Origin of the sequence: Mycobacteroides sp. H003 (genome assembly GCF_001440135.1) — a bacterium.
Taxonomy (GTDB): domain Bacteria; phylum Actinomycetota; class Actinomycetes; order Mycobacteriales; family Mycobacteriaceae; genus Mycobacterium; species Mycobacterium gwanakae.
In genome coordinates this window covers 91,891-109,367 of the sequence record NZ_LJYL01000022.1, presented here as the reverse complement: position 1 = coordinate 109,367, position 17,477 = coordinate 91,891, and the positions used below count along the sequence as shown (strand labels likewise).

Genomic DNA, 17,477 nt, shown 5'->3' with positions numbered 1-17,477 from the left:
GCCGGATGCGACGAGAGTCGCACGTCCGGTGCGGAGGGCGGGCCGGGGAAACGGGCCAGGAGCAATCCCGGCACCGCGCCCCGGTCCGACCCCTACATCGTCGGCAAGAACCAGCGCTCGGCGATCGGGACCCTGGTCGAGCGCCAGACCCGCCTGATTCGGCTGATGCACCTTCCCACCCGTGACGCCGACTCCCTGCGTATCGCGATCGCCACGACCATGGGTGGCCTGCCATCGAACTTGATCCGATCGATCACCTGGGATCAGGGCATCGAAATGGCCCGACACACCGACATCACCGCAGACCTCGGCGTGCCGGTCTACTTTTGCGACTCCCGCTCGCCGTGGCAGCGCGGCAGCAACGAGAACGCGAACGGGCTGCTACGCCAATATTTCCCCAAGGGCACCAGCCTAAGCACCTACACACCCGACCATCTGCGCGCTGTCGAATACGAGATCAATAACCGCCCCCGCCACACCCTCGAAGACCGCAGTCCCGCCGAACTTTTCACCGCGCTGCTAACCTCACCAGACCATCAACTGTTGCGACGTTGACTAGAAGCCACCCCGCCGTTGACACCCGGGATTGCTTAGTGGTTGTTTGGCTCGGCGGGCTCGGTGCAGGAGGTACCAGATGGTGTAGCTGCGGACCAGCCGTGCGTGTTCGGCGGGATAGTTGGCTAGGTGGCGATCCACCCATGGCTCGATACGTTCGAGGTATTCGTTACGCGGCGTCAATACTGCTGTGCGAACGAGGATTTCACGTACGTAGTTGACATGCCCACCGGGTGGGAGCTGATCGAGTGCGTGGTGAGTGATGGTCTGTCCGGTGCGCGCCAGATTCATGAGGAGCTCCGCGGCGGCGCTCTTGCCGAGCCAGACGGCGACGCTGCGTGGATCATTGGCGTTGGCAAGAGCGTCCGCCAGTGGCTTCAGTTGCGCCGGTATCTGGCCATCCGGCCCGGCTAAGGCGTTGTGCAGTAATTCGGCGGTGTGGCAGCGGCTACATCGATTATGCGCGCGAATACCCGGTTGACCGCAATTGGCGCAGCGGTAGTCGAGCGTGGAGCCAGAACATGGCCCGCAGATTTGGCGCTCGTCGGGGTCAAATCCGATCAGCACCGCCTGCTGGCCGCACGCCGCGCATGGTGACGGGTACATCTTCGCCTTGCGCACGCACGGTGTGCAGACAGGCCCCGCTGGCCAATGGCGGGCTACAACGCGCCGTTGTCGGCAGAACGCGCAGGTGGATTTCGAGTGTGGTGAACGTATCCCGGAATAGGTCCTCGTTGTGATGGCGCGGCAGGTGCCGCACAAGTGCGGGCCGAGGACGCTGCTGCTTTGGCGGCGCCGGGTGGCTCCGCATAATCCGCATACCCACACGGTGCTGGCTTTGGCGTAGCAGTTCGTGCAGATGCGTCCTTCCGATGCCACGTACGGGGCGCGGCGCCGTTGTCCGCATCCCGAGCAGGTGTATAGGCGCGGTGGCGCGCACGTGGGACACAGCACGCCGCCGTCGACGAGTCGACGTGCCCGGGGACGGAGGCGTCCGCAGATGCTACATTCCTTGCGCGACAACGGGTCGCGGCTGTAACAGTTCGTGCACACGGGTCCGTCGGGAAGATTGACGCGTCTGCTGACAGAGGTCTTTGCGCATCGCGCGCACGTGAACGATCGATCGAGATCTCTGCAGCGACCACAAATGCGGCCGGTCGGACCGATCGCGGTCAGAGACACGCGCTGTTGACAATTCGTACAGGCCGGCGGCTTCACCGACGCGTGGCCATCAGCCACCAGTACGTGCGTCAAGCGCATAAGCCCCCGCGGGCAGGACGCGTCCGGGTTGAGCACTCCGTCGCCATGAGCGGCCAGGTACGCGTCGACCTGATTGAGCGTTTTCGGCCGGTCGACACGAGCAGCTTTCAGGAGGCGGTCGGCATCTGCAAGCGATAGGTCGCCAAGAGCGCGGACTACGTGAGCGCGGACTCGATCCCACGCGTCGGGCCTGAAGTTCGCCGATCCTCTCATGAGCTGCGGTCAGGTCGACGCACAGTCGTGCGCCGCACCTTCGGCACCTCCCGCGGTGAGTCCCCGGCCGCCTTCTTCACCGATTGATTGACGGCTTCGATTTCGATCAGGTCGTTGGGCGAGCATTCCAAGATGTCGCACAACGCTGCCAGCACGTCCATTGAGAGCCGTTGGGGAGGCGCAGTGACCAGGCGAAACACTTGCTCTCGCGACAGGACCACGCCACGTTCGGCCAACAGCGGAACCAGATCAGTCGTCTGGTACAGCTCCCGTTGCGCCATCAGCGCCCGCAGCCGCCACTGATAACCCATCTTCTTGATCACGGTTGATCCTCCCCGACGGCAATGCCGCGTTTGGTGAGCGCTTCACGGAGCAAACGGTTGCGGTACTCGTCAGACGTGGCTATAGATCGACGTGGTGCTCGCATAGGAATGTCCGACTTGGTGTTGAATTATCTTGAGCCGCTGGCCTATTCGGGGCTTTGACCTGCGGTGTTTCGTTGTGGACGTTGTCGTCGACGTTTGAGGTGGGGTCATGGGGGAGGCCTTTCAGCAGGGACCGATCGTTATCGAGCTGAGACGTTTCCGGGGGGTGCGGGTTGACGTGGTTTCGGATGCGGTGCGCTGCTGGCCGAGTGCTCGGGCGAGTTGGTCTCGGAGCGTGCGGTTCTCCTCGGCCAATTTCCGGTTGCGCTGGTTGGCGGCTTCGAGCCTGCGTAGCAGTGAGGCGTCCGAGGTTCGTTGCCGCGCGGGGACCGGTGTCGCGGGTGCTCGACGGTGGGCAGCGCGAAGCCGTTCGATCTCAGCTCGGACGTCGGATTGCGCGTAGAGCCAGGACCGAGACACCGCCGCTGCTTGAGCCACGGCCTCGAAGGTGACCGGGCGCCCTTCGGCGTCGAGGGTCCTCAATGCCTGGATCGCCTTGGCTCGGGTGAGTTCGTGGCGTTGTCGGGCGGCGACGATGAGGTGCCGGGTGTTGTCAGCCCGCATCAGCAGAATCCAATTCCTCTGAACCGGAGTCGGTTTCGAGTGTGGTGATGATGGTGTCGAGGTTTCCCAGGACTTGTTGGTTCATCTCGACGAGGCGTAACTGACCGCGCGCCTCGGCAGCGGAGATGATCTGCAGGACTTGCTGACGGTGTTCGTGGTGTTGCGGCAGGAACTCGGGCGTAGTCACGAACATCGGACATGTCAGACAAGCATTGGCATGCGGGCAGGTCTTTTGAACTGGCAGCCCGCAGAAGCCGTTGGGCAATGCTTGGGTCACGCGCCCGAGCCGTTGCTTGGCCCAGTTCGCTTCGGCCAGTGGGCCGTCGGGGTCGATCGCAACGGTTTGGCCCCTGGCATCGACCTTGCGGGCGGACTCCCAGTGCCGGCGGACGGTGGTGTCGTGAAGGCGGGCGTAGTGAGCTGTCATCTCACCGCTGGAGTGATCGAGTAACACCCGTACGACTTCTTGCGGCACGTCCCGGTTGATCAACCGTGTTCCAAAGGTGTGCCGCCATTGGTGCGGAGTCAGATGCACTGGACGGCCGTGCTCGTCGCGGATCTCGCAGCGCGCCAGCCAGTCCCGTAGCTGGCCGCGGTAGGAGGGCGTAGTCAGCGGCCGGCGGCCGTCTGGGTTCATCTTCGGAGCGGCGAACAGCCAGGGGCTGCCGTTGGTCCAGCGGCGCAGGATCCGCTGTTGTTGCTCGGCGATGGCCTGCTCGACTTCCTCGTCGATCGGGACGAGAGCTTCGCGTTTCATCTTGCCGTTGGTGTAGCGCAGATAGGGAGCTCCGTCGCCGCCACGGATGACGCAGTCGAAGGCGATCTTGGTGGCGTCACCGACGCGCAGTCCGCAGCGCATCAGGATGATCGTGAGCAGCCGACTCTCGGGGTTGTTCCATCCGTCGAGGTTCGCGGGCTGTTCGACCTGGGCCATGATGTGCTCGGCCAGCCCGCGGGGCAGGCGTTTCGCGGGTTTGGGGAAGTCGTCGGGATAGAACGCGGCACTCGCGGGCAGGTCGTGGTCCCACTCGTGGCGGCGGATCGCGTCGAGGAACGCACCGAGCGAGCTGATGTCGCGGCTGCGGGAGTGCAGTGCCCGGGGGTCGGTGGACAGGTCGGCCAGGTAGCGCTCCAATACCGCGCGGTTGATGCCGGCCAGGCTGGTGATGTCGACCGGCGGGGACGCCAAGAAGCCGGCCAAACGCGTCACCGCCTGGACGTCGATGTAGGTCTGGTTGGGGCTGCGTCCGATGCTTAACCGCCAGCGGGCGAACCGCTTGGCCAGATCCCGCAGCCACGGTTGCGCAATGCCGTCGAAGCGCAGCCGCTTGCGGCCCTCGACGCCGAGCCGGTGCAGCTCCCACACGTCGCGCGGGAACTCGGCCTCCCACCCGCTGCCGCAGTGCAGGTCCTCCAGACAGCGATAGGCGTAACGCAGAAACGCCAGCTGTCCGTTCTGGCCGTGTTGCGCAGCGTGGTTGGCGTCGAAGAACTCGATCCAACGTGCCATCGGCCAGTCCAGCAGCGAGGCCACCCCACTGGCGGCCGTGAGTGCGATGACAGGACGCGCGACGGCAGCGGGAGTCTTGACCTGGCGTTCATCGTGCCGGCACTGCAGCGCGTACTGCATCTCCAATTTGAGCTGTCGGCGATCACCGAACGGTCGGAAGTCGAACCGGTCGTCGCCATAGGACTCGCAGAGCACGATGAACTCGTCGATGTCGGGACATCCCACCGCTGCCCATCGGGACCGATGATTGACGCAGAACGGCGACCGTCCCTGCGTCCATAGCGTGCAATAGGACAACGCGCAGACGGGATGATCGGGATCATCCACCGGAGCAACGGCAGCCAGCCATACGTCTCGGTCGGCGATGCCGGACCGTTCCCAAAACCCTTGGTGGCGTGGGCATAAACCCCGGCGAGCACCTCCGTACCGGCAGCCCTGGACGGCGCAGACCGTGAGCTCTTTGCGCCCGAGCCCTTCCGGTGCTGCAGTCGTGGCGAACACGTCGATGTCCGGGCGGCCTTCTTGCTGCCAACCGACGTAGTGGCCTTTGCAGAGCCCGCGGGTGCGCGGTTGGCGCACGCAGCCCGGCACCCGGCACGGCGCGGTGTCGAACACCAGCGCACCACGCTCGGGAACGAGGATGTCCACCCGGAACTCCGGTCGAACCGCGGCCACCAGCTTGCGCAGCAAGCCCGGAGCCGCAGCCGACGGTAGCGGCGGGACTGCCGCGGTCACCACTGCACCTCCTGCCCGGTCAGGAAGCCGGCCGCCTCCAGAGCCCGGCGGGCGTCCTCGACGGACAGATGCCCGTAAATGTCCATCGTGGTCGCGATCGAGGAGTGTCCCAGCAGCGTGCTGACGACCTCGATCGGGGTGTTCTGGCGGAGCAAACGCGTGGCGTAGGTGTGCCGATACCAGTGGGGATCGAAGTCGATGCCGGTGCTCCGGCGCAGCCGCAACACCAGGTCGTAGACCGCGGGATAGCCCCACGGGTGCCCGAACGGTTCGCCCCAGAGGTTGACGAACACGTAGTCGGAGTCCAGATCGCCGTATTCGTCGTGCAGGTAGTCGGCGTAGAGGCGGATGAGCTGCGGGCTGATCGGGATGGTGCGCGGTGTCGCCGACTTGGCGCGCGCCCTGTTGTCGTTGGATCGCGGCGCGACCGTCAACTCACCCTCGGCAGCGGCCACGTCCTCGTGACGCAGACCTAGCGCTTCACCAATCCGAATCCCTGTGTCCCACAACAACGCCCACAACAAGCGATCCCGCAGGTGGATGCAGGCATCTAGGATCGCCTGCACCTGACCGGCGGTCAGAATGGTCGGATGCTGACGCGGGGTCCGGAGCTTGATCGTGCGCCGCCGCTCCGGCTGGCCGCTGCTCAGGTGGTAGAGGAACGGCTTCCATCCCGAGCGCCGGCGCCGACCTGGGTGCAGTTCAGTGACCAAGTCGCCGAGGTCGACTCCGTGCCGGGCGTGAAACGTGTAGAGGCCGCTGATCGCCGCCAGCTTCCGGTTGACGGTTCCCGCAGAGCAGTGATGCTCAGCCGAGGGCAACAGCACCACTGCGCCAGCCCGGCCAGCCGGCGGCAGCCGCAGCCAGGACACGAACTCCCCGAGATCCTCCAATCGGACCTCGCGCCAGTTCAGGCTGCGAGCGTCGAGGAAGACGAACCAGTCCTTCAGGTCGTGCGCATAGGCCTTGACCGTGTTCGGGGACCGCTCGATGTCGGTCAGATAGGCCAGGTAGCGCTCGATTGGCTCCACCGAGCCGCCTCCGTCGCCGAGGACCGTCCAGGATTCAAGCGACGAAGTGGGCATCAGTACCCGTTGCACAAGCATCAAACCTCCGTGGAATCTGCGTGATGGACCGCTGCAGATAACCACCTCCGCCACGAAGATCGCCGCCAACGCCACGTGCGTGTTGCACGTCGTGGACACCCCTGTGCGGGCTCGAGAGAACTTGCACGAAGCGCTCCGGGTAATCGAATTCGGTCAGGTGTGTGACGTAGGGTCTGGCGCAGCGAATGCAGGTCCAGCTCCTGCGGCAACCCCGCGGCGTCACGCGCAGCCACAAAGGCCTCGTTCGCGGCGCGTCTGGAGAGACGGCCGCAACGTTCGGTGACCCATAACGCCGGATGCCGGCCCGCTCGAAAGCATGGACGAACCTCCTCCAGGTAGGACTCGAAAACCTGGACAATCCAGTCCATTTCCGGCACCGTCAGCACGACGCGTCGCTTCGGCGAACTACCGCGGGACGCTTTTCCGAATCGGACGAATACGCCGCCAAAACGCCCGTAGGACGGTAGCTTTGGATTCGATCTCAGATCCACCAGGTCTAGCCCCACCGCCTCTTGGCGCCGCAAGCCTTCTCCGGGGGTCTGCGACCTGTTGCATGACGTCGCTCGTAGTGGGTGATCTGGTGGGCGGTGCGGCGTTTCTCCGTGGGTGTGGTGCTCGTGGCTGGTAGTCGTTTCTGACTGTCGACTTGAAAGCGAGGGCCCATGCGAGCGTTTCCGGTGAGTTTGCCGTCCGGGCAACGGTATTGGACGGTGCTGGATGAGGATCTGCAGGTAGTCGGCATCGCCGATGAGTATCTGCGGCATCAGCGGTTCGGCCGCGACGGCGCGGAATCCACGACGAAGGCGTATGCACACGCGATCGCGTTGTTCCTGCGCTGGTGCGCCAGGACGGGCCGGTCCTGGCAGGCCGGTGTCGAGCAGTTCGCGTTGTTCATGACGTGGCTGGCCCATGCCGGACCGCTGGCCAGCGGGCGTCGATGACGTCGCTTCGGGAGTGGTGTTGGCCGGTCCGGGGGCCGCCCCGGCGCGGGGCCCATCGCGGATCAACGGGGTGCTCACCGCGGTGCGGGGGATGGTGGTGCACGCGGTCGCGACCGGCAACGGCTCGGCGGGTTTGGTGTCGATGCTGTACGAGGTGGCCGATGACCGAGACCTGCCGGCGGAAGCCCGCAACGACGATGGCCACCTGGCATGGCGGATGCGGGCCCGGCACCGGTTGCGGGAACCGGAAACGACGATCGATCGGGCCAGCGATGAGCAGATCGTCGCGCTGCTGCGGGCCTGCCGGTCCACGCGGGACAAGCTGATCGTGCTGCTGATGGCCAGGGGCGGGCTGCGTCGGGGCGAGGTGTGCGGGCTGCGGCGCAGTGATGTGCACCTGCTGGTGGATTCGCGCCGGTTGGGATGCGAGGTCGCTCGGGCGCATCTGCATGTGGTGCGCCGAGACGACAACCCGAACGGGGCGTGGGCCAAATCGCGCCGACAGCGGGTGGTGCCGCTGGATTTCCTTGTCGTGCAAGCATTCGACGTCTACGAGTTCGAGCGCATGCGAGTTCCGGCCGCGGCGGGTAGTGATTTCGTGTTCGTCAACCTGTTCCGCGGCCGCGTCGGCGCGCCGATGCGGCCCGACGCGATCGGCGAGCTGATGGCAGCGGTCTCCCGCCGGGCCGGATTGGACACCCCGGTCCGCCCGCACCAGCTGCGACACGCCTACGGCAGCAACGTCGTCGACGCCGGGGCCGGTATCGACGTGGTCGCTGATTTGCTCGGACACGCGGCTGTCTCCTCGTCCCAGATCTACCTGCATCCGGACGCATCTCGACTGCGGGCCGCGGTGGACGCGGTGCCCAGCCCCCGCGAACAGACCGGAGCGAGCCGGTGACCGCCGTGACGTCGGCCAGGACGATCCCGGGCGATGAGGAATCCTGCAAGTTCGCGCATGTGTTGGACGGGGCCGCCCTGAGTGGCGCGGCCACGCACCTGGCCAGGGCGCTGGACCAAGGACTGCTTGACGAGGCCGGATGGGATCCGGTGACCCGGGTGCTGTACTTGCCCGCGCAGCATCGGCTGCTCGGCCGGAAGGTGTGCCGGGTGGAACGATGCGTCGGAACCGTCCACAACGACGCCCCCGAGATCTGCCACCGATGTTTCACCAGGCTGACCGGCATGGGCATGAGCGTCGAGGACATCGCCGCTGCCGAAAGCCTGCCCGCCGCACCGGTTCCCGCGGAACGCTGCGCCGTCCCGCAGTGCCGGTGCACGCCGACGGTGCGGGACGCGGTGATGTGTGAACCGCACGCCCAACAGTTCCGGGGCAGGCGCATCCCGATCTCGCTGGAACAGTTCGTGAGCGATCCGCGAGTGCGGCCAAGGCCGCCGCTGCCGGCATGCCTGGTGCCGGCGTGCACCCGCACGGCCGACGGCGCGATCGGCTACTGCACGACCCACTATCAGCGATGGAGCGTGGACCAGCAAGAGCATGCCGAACTCGATGAACAGTGGTGGCGGGTCCGGGAATCGGGCGTGGCCGAGCCGGGGCAGGTCAACCTGCGGGCGCTGCCTTCCCTGGTAGTTGTGGAAGTGCTGACGGGCTTGCAGACCCGTGTTAGGGATGGCTTGCGGCTCACCGACGTTGTGCTGCGAGCGGTCTGCGACACGCTGCGTCGCCACCAGGTCGGCTCGATCCACGACTGCGATCCGGGCCTGGCTCCCGGCAAGCGTGCACGCTCGGTGCTGGCCTCGTTCGCCCGCGACGCCCGCCGCGTGTTGGCCGATCCGGGTGTCGAGCAGGATAAGGACCGCTGGGATCTGGCGATCTTCGGTACCCCGGCACGCTGTCGTTCACCAAGATCACCCAGCCCTGGCTGGCCGGGGCCGCGAAGCGGTGGGCTGCCGAGCAACTGCCCCAGCACCGCGGCAGCGGCGCCTCTCGCGTTCGCGGCAAGATCAACAGCATCGGGCTGCTGTCCGAGCACTTGCATCGCCGACCCGATCACGGGCTTGACCCGACCGCGCTGGGCCGGACCGACTTGGAGGGATTCCTCAACCGGCTCGGCCATCTGGAGTTCACCGGCCAGATCGGTCGCTACCGCCGCAACATGATCTGCCGTGACATGCGGCAGGTGTTGGCCGGGATCCGATCCCTGGGGCTGACGAGAACCGGACGGCCGGCGGCCGGGTTGCCCGGCGACTGCGCCATCGAACGCGCCGACATCCCCGCCGACCCCGAACGCGGCGAGCCCGGCCGATGCCTGCCACCGGAGATCATGGCCGTCCTGTGCGCCAACCTCGACTCCCTCGAACCCGTCGAGGTCAGGGTCGCCACCCAGATCGGCATCGACACCGGCCGCCGCCCCGAGGACATCCTCAATCTGCCGCTGGATTGCCTGGCCCGCGACAAAGACGGCGGCGACGTACTGGTCTACGACAACATCAAAGCCAACCGGCTCGGCCGACGGCTGCCGATCAGCACGGCCACCGCCGCGGTGATCACCGGCCAACAACAACGAATCCGTCAACGCTTCCCCCACACCCTGGCCGCGAAGCTGAAGCTGCTGCCCACGCCCTATCGAAATCCCGACGGGCACAAGGCAATCAGCAGAACCACCCTGCAGGCGCGCCACCGCGACTGGGTGGCCGACCTGCCGACACTGCGCACCCGCGATGGAGTCGAGTTTGACATGACCAAGATCGTGCCCTACGCCTACCGGCACATTGTCCCCGCTTAGTTCCCGTGTTGCGATTGGCCTGAAAGGCCCGGGCGTGCTCGGCGTTTCTGCTTTGGTGAGGCCGTGTGGTGTTTGTATGGTCTCCAGTCGTGATCTTGAGCTTTTTCTCGTCGCAGGGCTGGCAGTCCTGGGGTGTCGAGCACCGGCCGGTGATCCCAGAGGGGATGCCGGTGCTGATCGATGACGACTTGCTGTTCGAGGACGGCCCGGCCGTGCCGCGGCCGACGACGGTGATCAATCGGTGGTTGCGGCTGCTTCCGGCCAGCGGGGCTCCGGCGCCGAGTTCGTGGGAGAACTACGCGCGGGCGGTCAAGGAATGGACGGAATTCCTCGCCGAACACGGTGTGGGCCTGTTCGATTCGCGAGACCGGCTCAAGGCAGGGCTGAGCCGATACGCCGAGCACCGCGCCGCCGGAGCAATCCGGGCGAGATTCGCGGCGACCACGTGGGCGCAGCACATGAGCATCCTGTCGCTGTTCTACCGGTGGGCGATGGACGAGGGATACGCCGAGGCGGAGCCGTTCACCTACCGATCCGCGCGAGCGGTCTTCGCCGGCACCGGCCGCGATGTCCGGGTGAACTTGGCGGTGCGCCGCACCCCGAAACCGCATGTGACCATCAAGTATTTGGAGCCGGACTTCACCGACCTGTTCCGGAAGGGGTTGCGCGGTTTGGCGCCGGATGGCACCCGCGACACCGGGTTCGCGGGCCGGGAGATGACCCGCAACGCCGCGATCGGGGACCTCGCGCTGGCGACCGGGTTGCGGCTGGGCGAGTTCACACATCTGCTGCCGTGGGAAATCCCGGCTCTGCCGCCGGCGCCGACGGTGATCCCGATCCCGTTTCCGGTGCCTGCGGGAATCACCAAGGGCCGCAAGTTCAGAACCACCTGGATCTCCTACGACGCCTTGGCCGGGCTGCACGACTACCTGCAGCTCGACCGCGCTGCCGTCACCGACGGATCGGCCTGGCGGCCACCACGACGCCGGGGCGAACCGCTGCAGGTCACCGAACCGGACGCCCGTGGCGGCCGGATCAACGGCGTCCGCCGGTCCTGGGAGTCGCTCACCCCGGCCGAGCGACGGCGGCTGGTGGCACCCGAGGGCGGGTCGTGCCTGCTAGCGGTGAAGGGTGATGGTGGCCCGTTCACGGCGTGGGCGACGGTGTTCGAACGCACCTCCGACCGGATCCGCGCACGGTTCGAACCACGGTTCCCGCACGTCCACCCGCACCGACTCCGCCACTCGTTCTCGATGCAGACGCTGGAATATCTGGTGACCGGCTATTACCGACAGGCAGCGAAGCTGGTATGCGACACCGACGCCGACGCAGCGCTGGTGTTCTACCTGACCAAGGCCGACCCGCTGCTGGTGCTGCGCGATTTGCTCGGGCATTCCACGGTTCTGACGACCGAGAAATACCTGAAACGTCTTGATACGACGCGGATTTACCGGCAAGCCTACGAAACCGCCGGAGCCGCAGCGGGACTCACCGAGGATACCGCCGCACAGCGGGAAGCCGACGCCGAGTTCGACGACGACACCGAAGAGGAGCTGTGATGCCGACGACGGTGCTCGATGATCCGCTGCGTTTGGCCTGCGTGTTCAGCGACGGCAGCAGAGCTGCATTCGATCTCACGGGGTTGCCGAACCCCGGGTTGGTGCGTGATCTGGCCACCGGGTTGGTGGAGCTGATCCATCCTCACGGCAGCGTCGATACTGCTGGCACCGTCGACCAGTACGTGCGTGGGTTGCACAGGATGGTGCGAACACTTTCTGATCAGGGTTTCACCGGCGGTGTCGGCGATCTGCGGCGCGGACAGCTGGCGCAGTTCTGGATGGCGGGCCCGAACTGGCTGGAGGCGCTGACTCGGTACTTGGTGGAAGGTTATGCGCGATCCGGCGGCCGTCTCGGCGAGGGGGTGCTGGAGCTGGCCGCAGGGCGGCACTTCAACATTCAGCGCAATCGGCGCCCGTTGCCGCCCTATTCCGAGGGCGCATGGCAGCGGCTGACCATGGCCTGCCGACAGCAGGTCGACGACTCCTACGCGGCACATCGGCGCGCGCTGGCGTCCGCCGCCGGAGGGCGGCATCCGGGCACGGGTGCGTGGACTCATCAGAACTTCTGCTGGCTGTTGTCGACACTCGGCCCGCTTGGCAGCAGCGAAGCTGCTGAGGAAATTGGCATGTCCATCAACGTTTTCCGTCATCGAGGAGTCATCGCTGTCTTCCACGAGGCTGCGCTGGCGATGTTCCCGCATCTCGAGGTCGTGATCGCCTACCGGCTGCTGTTCGGGATCTATTCCGGCATCGTCCCCGACGGCATCGCCGACTTGGACATCGGGGACATCGACTGGGCCGGGGATTCGACTGTTCTGCTGTCCTATATCAAACGGCGCACCGCCGCCGAGAGCGCGACGTTGCCGCGGCCGGCGGTGCGGTTGCTCGAGCAGTGGCTGGCGCACTCGGCGCTGTTGCGCAGCTTCGTGCCGCCGGACGAGCGCACCACGCTGTGGTTGGGGATGAGCCAGCCCGGCTACTCCCGCCGCCTCGATGACGTGAACCGGTCCGCGATTGGCCGGTGGATGCGCCGCCATGGCATCGTCGGCGACGACGGTCAGCCGATGAAACTGCACCGGTCCCGCATCCGCACCACCCATCACGCGATGCGGGACAAGAAGTCCTGGACCGGGAATGCGCGCGCCACGATCGACCCGAACCACACGCCCGCGGTCGAGGGTGACCACTACCTGTCGGCGACGACTCCCGGTCAACGCCACGCCGTCGAGACGATCATCGCCGACGCCCAGCACGACATCCTCCGCCGCGCGCACCCTCCGGCCGTGATCACCGAGGAAGACGCGGCGGCGCTCGCCGAGGGTTACCCGCAGCTGCTGGCGGTGATGAAGCTCGACGAAGGCGTGCTCGCCGAGCTGGTCGGTGGCGCGCGGGATGTGTTCACCGCAGCCTGCGCCGATCAGCTGGCCGGGTTACACGGGCCGGCAGGCAAACCATGCCCGGCACGTCCCTGGGTCTGCCTGCTCTGCCCGCTGGCGGTGTTCGCTCCGCGGCACGCAGTGAACCTGCTGCGGCTCAAGGCATTCTTCTCGCGCCAGTGGCAGCAGATGCCCGCCGCCCACTTCATGACCGTCTTCGGCCCCTACGCCGCCCGGATCGACCAGATCCTCGACCGCTTCGACCCCGCCGAACTCGCTGTCGCAGCCGCACGCGTCACCGACAGCGACGACGAAATCCCCTTGCGCCCAGAGGAACGCACCGCATGACGAGCACAATCGCGACCGCAGCACCCGGCGTTCAACCACGGTCGCCGTTCACCGGCGCGGACATCTGCCGCGACGCCGGGCTCACGCTGCCGGGCGGCACGCCACGACCGGTATTCGACGACGACCTGTGGGATTTCACCGACGTGGTCGGGCTCCCGGTCCAAATGGCCCTTTACCGACGCCGATTCGACTTCACCACCATCACCGACACCCGCTGGCGGCTGGTCGCCAAGGAGCTGATCCTGGCGCTGCTGGCCCCGAATCACAATGCCGTGGTCCGTCTGCCACGCGCCTACCGCACCCCACTGCATCTGACCAGCTGCTACAGCCGCCTCTACGAGGCCGGCAAGTTCTTCGGCTGGCTCGATCAGCGGGGCATCACTGCCCTCACCGAGCTCGACACCCACCTCTGCGAGGAATACCTGGCGTTCCGACGCTACGTGATCGACCCCGACGGCGTCATCGTTGGCGAGCAGAGCCCAGGCGTCCGGCGCGCAGCCGCGCAGATGATCGTCGATCTGGTCGACTACCGTGACCTGTTCACCGCCGACCGGGTTCCGGCCGATCTGCGCCCCTGGGGCGGCGCAACAGCATCCGCGGTCGCCGAAATGCCTTCTGGTCGCGACGGAAACAAGACACCTGCCGTTCCTGCCGAAGTGCTGCAGCCGATGCTGGCCGCGGCCCTGCACCTGGTGCAGATCCTCGGCCCGCACGTTGTCGAGCTGAACGAGCAGATCCGCAAGATCGACCGTGTCTGGGCTACCGGAGCCCCCGGGCTTCGTCACGGCTCCCCGGCGATGGTCAGCGACATCACGATGCTGCTGGCCGACCACAGGGCGACCGACACACCGCTGCCGATGCTCGAAGAACACGACGTCAACCGCAGACTCAAGGCTGGCTGGGACGCGAACGACCCGCTGCTGCCGGTCTCCACCGGGACCCTGGCGCGGCAGGCCGGATACGTCCAGTTCTGGGCGAAATGGATGCCCACACTGCGCAAACCGCTGATCGACACCCTCAACACCGTCGGAGTCGAGAAGATCTTCGGCCGCAACGCCGCCGAAGTCCCGGCCGCCGATGGTGCGACCTTGCTGCCTTGGACACTGCCAGTGCACCGGTCCGAAGCGGTCGCCATGGTCGGCATCGCCCGCACCGCAGCGATCGTTGTCCTGGCTGGCGCGTCCGGAATGCGGGCCAGTGAGCTGATGGAACTGCGGGTCGGCTGCCGCCCGGTCGAGGAACCGATCTCCGGCCTGAAGTGCTATCGCATCGCCAGCAAAATCATCAAAGGTCAGGGCCTCGGCGGCACCGACGACGAATGGGTCGTCATCGAACCGGTCCACCGCGCGATCGAACTCATCGAGCAGCTCCACGACGACCCGCGTGACGGTGTTCTCCTGCTGTCCCGGTTCAGCTTCCGAGTCCGCTACCTCTGGTTCCGCGCCTGGGTGAATTCCCCGGCCGGAGCCCGTCTCGGACTCGTCCCGATCCCCGACGAACCAGTAGCACTGCGTATGCTCAGAAGAACGGTTGCCCTGGAGATGGCTTACCGGCCTGGCGGTGTCCTCGCCGCAAAACTGCACCTCAAACATATCGCCGCGGCGACAACGGAAGGCTACGCGGCTCGACCGGGCGGCGCTCAAGCAGAGTTGCTGGCCGAGGTCAACAAGCTCGAGGCCGACCACATACTCAAGCTCGTGCTGGCCGAGTTCCGCAACTACCAGCAAGGCATCCTGCCCGCCGGACCCGGCGCCCGCAGCCTGACCGAATTCTTCGCCACCATCGACACCGACCCGAACACCAAAGCCACTGCGGCGCCGAAGATCCAGCGCAACGACCGCGACATCCTCAACCTGCTGTCCAAACGCGCCACGGCGCTGCACCTCGGCCCAGCGAACTACTGCTGGTTCACCGACCCCTCCCGCGCGCTCTGCCTGAAACTTGCAGGCACCCTGACCGCGGACCGGCCGATGATCGGCATGTGTGACTCCGCACGCTGCCCGCAGGCCACCCACCACCAGCACCACCGGCCCGTCTGGGCCGAGCACGCCGAACGCACCAAAACCTTCCTCGGCCAACTCGGCAAAACCCGAACCGCCGAACGCGCTCGTCTGCAGGCCGACTACGACCGCGCCGTCCAGGTCATCACCAGCATCGACACTGCCACAGGAACCAGCGCACCCGAGGAACAGGCATGAGAATCACTGCCGCCCAACGCATCCACAACGAGAACCGCATCCGCGCCGCCATGGACCGGCTTCTGCGCGGCGAGATCTCACCCGGCGGCAACTGCGATATCAAGACCCTCGCACTATCAGCCGGGGTCGACCGCACCGCCTTCTACGGCACCCGGCCCTACGCACACCTACGCGCCGAATTCGAGCACCGCCTCCAGCAGCTTCAGCAGGCCGGAGAAACCCCGGACCCGAAAACCGCACAGATCGAACGCCTCAAGACGGAGGTCGAGAAGCTGAAAAACAACCTCGCCCACGTCAACTCGACAATCCAGGAGCTCACCAACTTCCGAAGCCAGGCCCTGGCCCGGATCGCTGCCCAGCACGACGAGATCCTTCGGCTCCGCACGGCCAACGACCCGGCGGCAGGCATCACCCGCCTCGCGTCGAATCGCCCGAAATACCAGCAGAGGGTAATGGGACCATGCTGACCGACCCGGCAGTGACGTCCATCACAATCGGTTTCGCGTTATCGCCACACGAACGGCGATCAGCGTCACGAACTCCACGCCGAGAATCGGCCACGTCAAACGCAACACGAACCCGACCGCACACAGCCACTGCGGAGACAAGCCATTCCTACGCCCAACGCCACGCCGACGCCGGCATCCCGATCGACGTCCTGGCCGAACTGCTCGATCACCGAAGCTATTCGGTGACCCGCCGCTACTACCGCATCGGCGAGGACCGCCGCCGCGACGCCGTCGACACGGTCACCACGCTCAGCTTCGACCGGCACGGCAACCGGATCTGGCGTGACGCACACGCCCTGCTGGACTCCGAGCGCGCCCGCCACGCCATCGGCGAGGTCGCCGTCCCCGACGGCACCTGCACCGAACCAACCAACGTCAAGGCCGGCGGCGGTGCCTGCCCGATCCGATTCCGCTGCGTCGGCTGCGATCACTTCCGCACCAACATCGCCTTCCTGCCCGACCTGCAGGCATACCTGGACGACCTGCTGCGCACCCGCGAACGGCTGGCCGCCACCATCGACGGAGTGGACGAATGGGCCCGCGCCGACGCCACCCCCACCGAGGAGGAGATCACCCGAATCCGGCGACTGATCAACAGGATCAAAGGCGACATCGCCGAACTCGACGACACGGAGCGAGCGCAGATCAACGACGCGGTCGCCATCGTGCGTCGTCATCGTGCGGCCCACACGGTCCCGCTCGGCATGCCCACCCTCGCCGCCACCCCACCCGCACCAGCAACCCCCGCTTCGGAGGCCACCGCATGACCACAACCACCGACACCACGTCGAATCACACACGCGCACAATCTGTCTCGTCGAGCACACGCACCCGATCGATGCTCGACGGCCGTCGCGGCGACTCGATGCGCCGACGCCGGCGCGTGCTGGCCGCGATCGACCAAGCCGCAGCCGCCGGCGACCGGCTCAGCGCGGCCGCGATCGCTCGTGCGGCCGGAGTCGACCGCACATTCCTCTATCGGTACCGCGACCTACTCGAGAAAATCCATGCGCTGCAAACAGATCCAGTCCCCGACGAACACACCGGCCCCACGGTCACCCAAGCCTCACTGCAGGCCGACCTGCTCGCCGCCCACGAACGCGCCGCCCGGCTCAACGCCCGCATCCGCCAACTCGAGCAGCGGCTCTCCCAAGCACTCGGCGAACAAACATGGCGCGAGTCCGGGCTCGACGCCCCAACCGACATCGATGCACTCCACCAACGGATCACCCATCTCGAACAGCAGGTCCTCGACCAACAACAACAACTCGACGAACGCGACGAAGACCTCGCCGCCGCCCGCGCTACCAACCGCGAACTCATGGCCCGACTCAACGCGCCAGGCCGGCCCCGCTGAAACCGCGAGTCGACTTGCACCACACCTGTTGCAGCAGATAGCATCCCAACATCAGCTTCTGAACTGCACAAACT

The 17,477-nt window shown here is 66.4% G+C and carries 16 protein-coding genes and 1 pseudogene; 11 read left to right on the top strand and 6 right to left on the bottom strand.

Features of this window, described 5'->3' with window-relative positions:
- The coding region (locus AOT87_RS16260; RefSeq protein ID WP_240483256.1) for an IS30 family transposase at positions 1 to 555 on the top strand (555 nt) is incomplete at its 5' end.
- On the opposite strand, the gene AOT87_RS16255 is transcribed toward AOT87_RS16260, so the two are convergent.
- From AOT87_RS16255 to AOT87_RS29375, 6 genes and pseudogenes are all read right to left on the bottom strand, one after another.
- A complete protein-coding gene (locus tag AOT87_RS16255; protein WP_131727352.1) occupies positions 556 to 1,161 on the bottom strand; it encodes a hypothetical protein in 606 nt (201 codons plus the stop codon).
- 863 nt (positions 1,162 to 2,024) lie between these two features.
- Positions 2,025 to 2,351 carry a helix-turn-helix transcriptional regulator gene (locus AOT87_RS16250; protein WP_007172195.1) on the bottom strand — a complete coding sequence of 109 codons (327 nt, stop codon included), beginning with the start codon at positions 2,349 to 2,351 and terminating at the stop codon, positions 2,025 to 2,027.
- Between the two features lie 225 nt (positions 2,352 to 2,576).
- A complete protein-coding gene (locus AOT87_RS16245) occupies positions 2,577 to 3,017 on the bottom strand; it encodes a DUF6262 family protein (protein ID WP_007172194.1) in 441 nt (146 codons plus the stop codon).
- Complete coding sequence (locus AOT87_RS16240; RefSeq protein WP_007172193.1) at positions 3,007 to 5,262, bottom strand: tyrosine-type recombinase/integrase; 2,256 nt, start codon at positions 5,260 to 5,262, stop codon at positions 3,007 to 3,009. The genes AOT87_RS16245 and AOT87_RS16240 overlap by 11 nt, the downstream gene beginning before the upstream one ends.
- The gene (locus tag AOT87_RS16235; RefSeq protein WP_007172192.1) at positions 5,259 to 6,368 is read right to left on the bottom strand and encodes a tyrosine-type recombinase/integrase; all 1,110 of its coding nucleotides are present in this window, start codon (positions 6,366 to 6,368) and stop codon (positions 5,259 to 5,261) included. Before AOT87_RS16235 ends, AOT87_RS16240 begins: the two co-directional genes overlap by 4 nt.
- Positions 6,328 to 6,895 (bottom strand): annotated as a pseudogene (locus AOT87_RS29375) (tyrosine-type recombinase/integrase); the annotation flags it as partial. The pseudogene AOT87_RS29375 and the gene AOT87_RS16235, both read right to left, overlap by 41 nt.
- A gap of 135 nt (positions 6,896 to 7,030) precedes the next feature.
- Here AOT87_RS29375 and AOT87_RS29370 point away from each other — a divergent pair.
- The 10 genes from AOT87_RS29370 (at position 7,031) to AOT87_RS16190 (ending at position 17,403) form a co-directional block, all read left to right on the top strand.
- The gene (locus AOT87_RS29370; protein WP_007172191.1) at positions 7,031 to 7,309 is read left to right on the top strand and encodes a hypothetical protein; all 279 of its coding nucleotides are present in this window, start codon (positions 7,031 to 7,033) and stop codon (positions 7,307 to 7,309) included.
- Positions 7,278 to 8,210 carry a tyrosine-type recombinase/integrase gene (locus AOT87_RS16230; RefSeq protein ID WP_007172190.1) on the top strand — a complete coding sequence of 311 codons (933 nt, stop codon included), beginning with the start codon at positions 7,278 to 7,280 and terminating at the stop codon, positions 8,208 to 8,210. Before AOT87_RS29370 ends, AOT87_RS16230 begins: the two co-directional genes overlap by 32 nt.
- On the top strand, positions 8,207 to 9,430 hold the full coding sequence (locus AOT87_RS16225; RefSeq protein WP_007172189.1) for a hypothetical protein: 1,224 nt from the start codon (positions 8,207 to 8,209) through the stop codon (positions 9,428 to 9,430). Before AOT87_RS16230 ends, AOT87_RS16225 begins: the two co-directional genes overlap by 4 nt.
- Positions 9,427 to 10,056, top strand: a complete 630-nt coding sequence (locus AOT87_RS29365; protein WP_007172188.1) for a hypothetical protein — start codon at positions 9,427 to 9,429, stop codon at positions 10,054 to 10,056. Before AOT87_RS16225 ends, AOT87_RS29365 begins: the two co-directional genes overlap by 4 nt.
- Positions 10,057 to 10,145: 89 nt before the next feature.
- Positions 10,146 to 11,615 (top strand): site-specific integrase, encoded by a 1,470-nt coding sequence (locus tag AOT87_RS16215; RefSeq protein ID WP_162839945.1) that lies wholly within the window; start codon positions 10,146 to 10,148, stop codon positions 11,613 to 11,615.
- On the top strand, positions 11,615 to 13,339 hold the full coding sequence (locus tag AOT87_RS16210) for a hypothetical protein (protein ID WP_007172186.1): 1,725 nt from the start codon (positions 11,615 to 11,617) through the stop codon (positions 13,337 to 13,339). The genes AOT87_RS16215 and AOT87_RS16210 overlap by 1 nt, the downstream gene beginning before the upstream one ends.
- Positions 13,336 to 15,537 (top strand): site-specific integrase, encoded by a 2,202-nt coding sequence (locus AOT87_RS16205; RefSeq protein ID WP_047324007.1) that lies wholly within the window; start codon positions 13,336 to 13,338, stop codon positions 15,535 to 15,537. The genes AOT87_RS16210 and AOT87_RS16205 overlap by 4 nt, the downstream gene beginning before the upstream one ends.
- The gene (locus tag AOT87_RS16200) at positions 15,534 to 16,004 is read left to right on the top strand and encodes a hypothetical protein (RefSeq protein ID WP_007172184.1); all 471 of its coding nucleotides are present in this window, start codon (positions 15,534 to 15,536) and stop codon (positions 16,002 to 16,004) included. Before AOT87_RS16205 ends, AOT87_RS16200 begins: the two co-directional genes overlap by 4 nt.
- Positions 15,998 to 16,813: a transposase gene (locus AOT87_RS16195; RefSeq protein WP_231588340.1), complete on the top strand. Its 816-nt coding sequence runs from the start codon at positions 15,998 to 16,000 to the stop codon at positions 16,811 to 16,813. Before AOT87_RS16200 ends, AOT87_RS16195 begins: the two co-directional genes overlap by 7 nt.
- Entirely contained in the window at positions 16,810 to 17,403 is a 594-nt protein-coding gene (locus AOT87_RS16190; protein WP_007172182.1) for a hypothetical protein, read from the top strand. Before AOT87_RS16195 ends, AOT87_RS16190 begins: the two co-directional genes overlap by 4 nt.
- Positions 17,404 to 17,477 lie beyond the last annotated feature (74 nt).

What these genes read in the sequence shown, in the direction of transcription:
- AOT87_RS16255 (WP_131727352.1), bottom strand. Translation starts at nt 1,161, where the DNA reads ATGTACCCGTCACCATGCGCGGCGTGCGGCCAGCAGGCGGTGCTGATC.
- AOT87_RS16245 (WP_007172194.1), bottom strand. Translation starts at nt 3,017, where the DNA reads ATGCGGGCTGACAACACCCGGCACCTCATCGTCGCCGCCCGACAACGC.
- AOT87_RS16235 (WP_007172192.1), bottom strand. Translation starts at nt 6,368, where the DNA reads ATGCTTGTGCAACGGGTACTGATGCCCACTTCGTCGCTTGAATCCTGG.
- AOT87_RS29370 (WP_007172191.1), top strand. Translation starts at nt 7,031, where the DNA reads ATGCGAGCGTTTCCGGTGAGTTTGCCGTCCGGGCAACGGTATTGGACG.
- AOT87_RS16230 (WP_007172190.1), top strand. Translation starts at nt 7,278, where the DNA reads ATGCCGGACCGCTGGCCAGCGGGCGTCGATGACGTCGCTTCGGGAGTG.
- AOT87_RS29365 (WP_007172188.1), top strand. Translation starts at nt 9,427, where the DNA reads ATGATCTGCCGTGACATGCGGCAGGTGTTGGCCGGGATCCGATCCCTG.
- AOT87_RS16210 (WP_007172186.1), top strand. Translation starts at nt 11,615, where the DNA reads ATGCCGACGACGGTGCTCGATGATCCGCTGCGTTTGGCCTGCGTGTTC.
- AOT87_RS16205 (WP_047324007.1), top strand. Translation starts at nt 13,336, where the DNA reads ATGACGAGCACAATCGCGACCGCAGCACCCGGCGTTCAACCACGGTCG.
- AOT87_RS16200 (WP_007172184.1), top strand. Translation starts at nt 15,534, where the DNA reads ATGAGAATCACTGCCGCCCAACGCATCCACAACGAGAACCGCATCCGC.
- AOT87_RS16195 (WP_231588340.1), top strand. Translation starts at nt 15,998, where the DNA reads ATGCTGACCGACCCGGCAGTGACGTCCATCACAATCGGTTTCGCGTTA.
- AOT87_RS16190 (WP_007172182.1), top strand. Translation starts at nt 16,810, where the DNA reads ATGACCACAACCACCGACACCACGTCGAATCACACACGCGCACAATCT.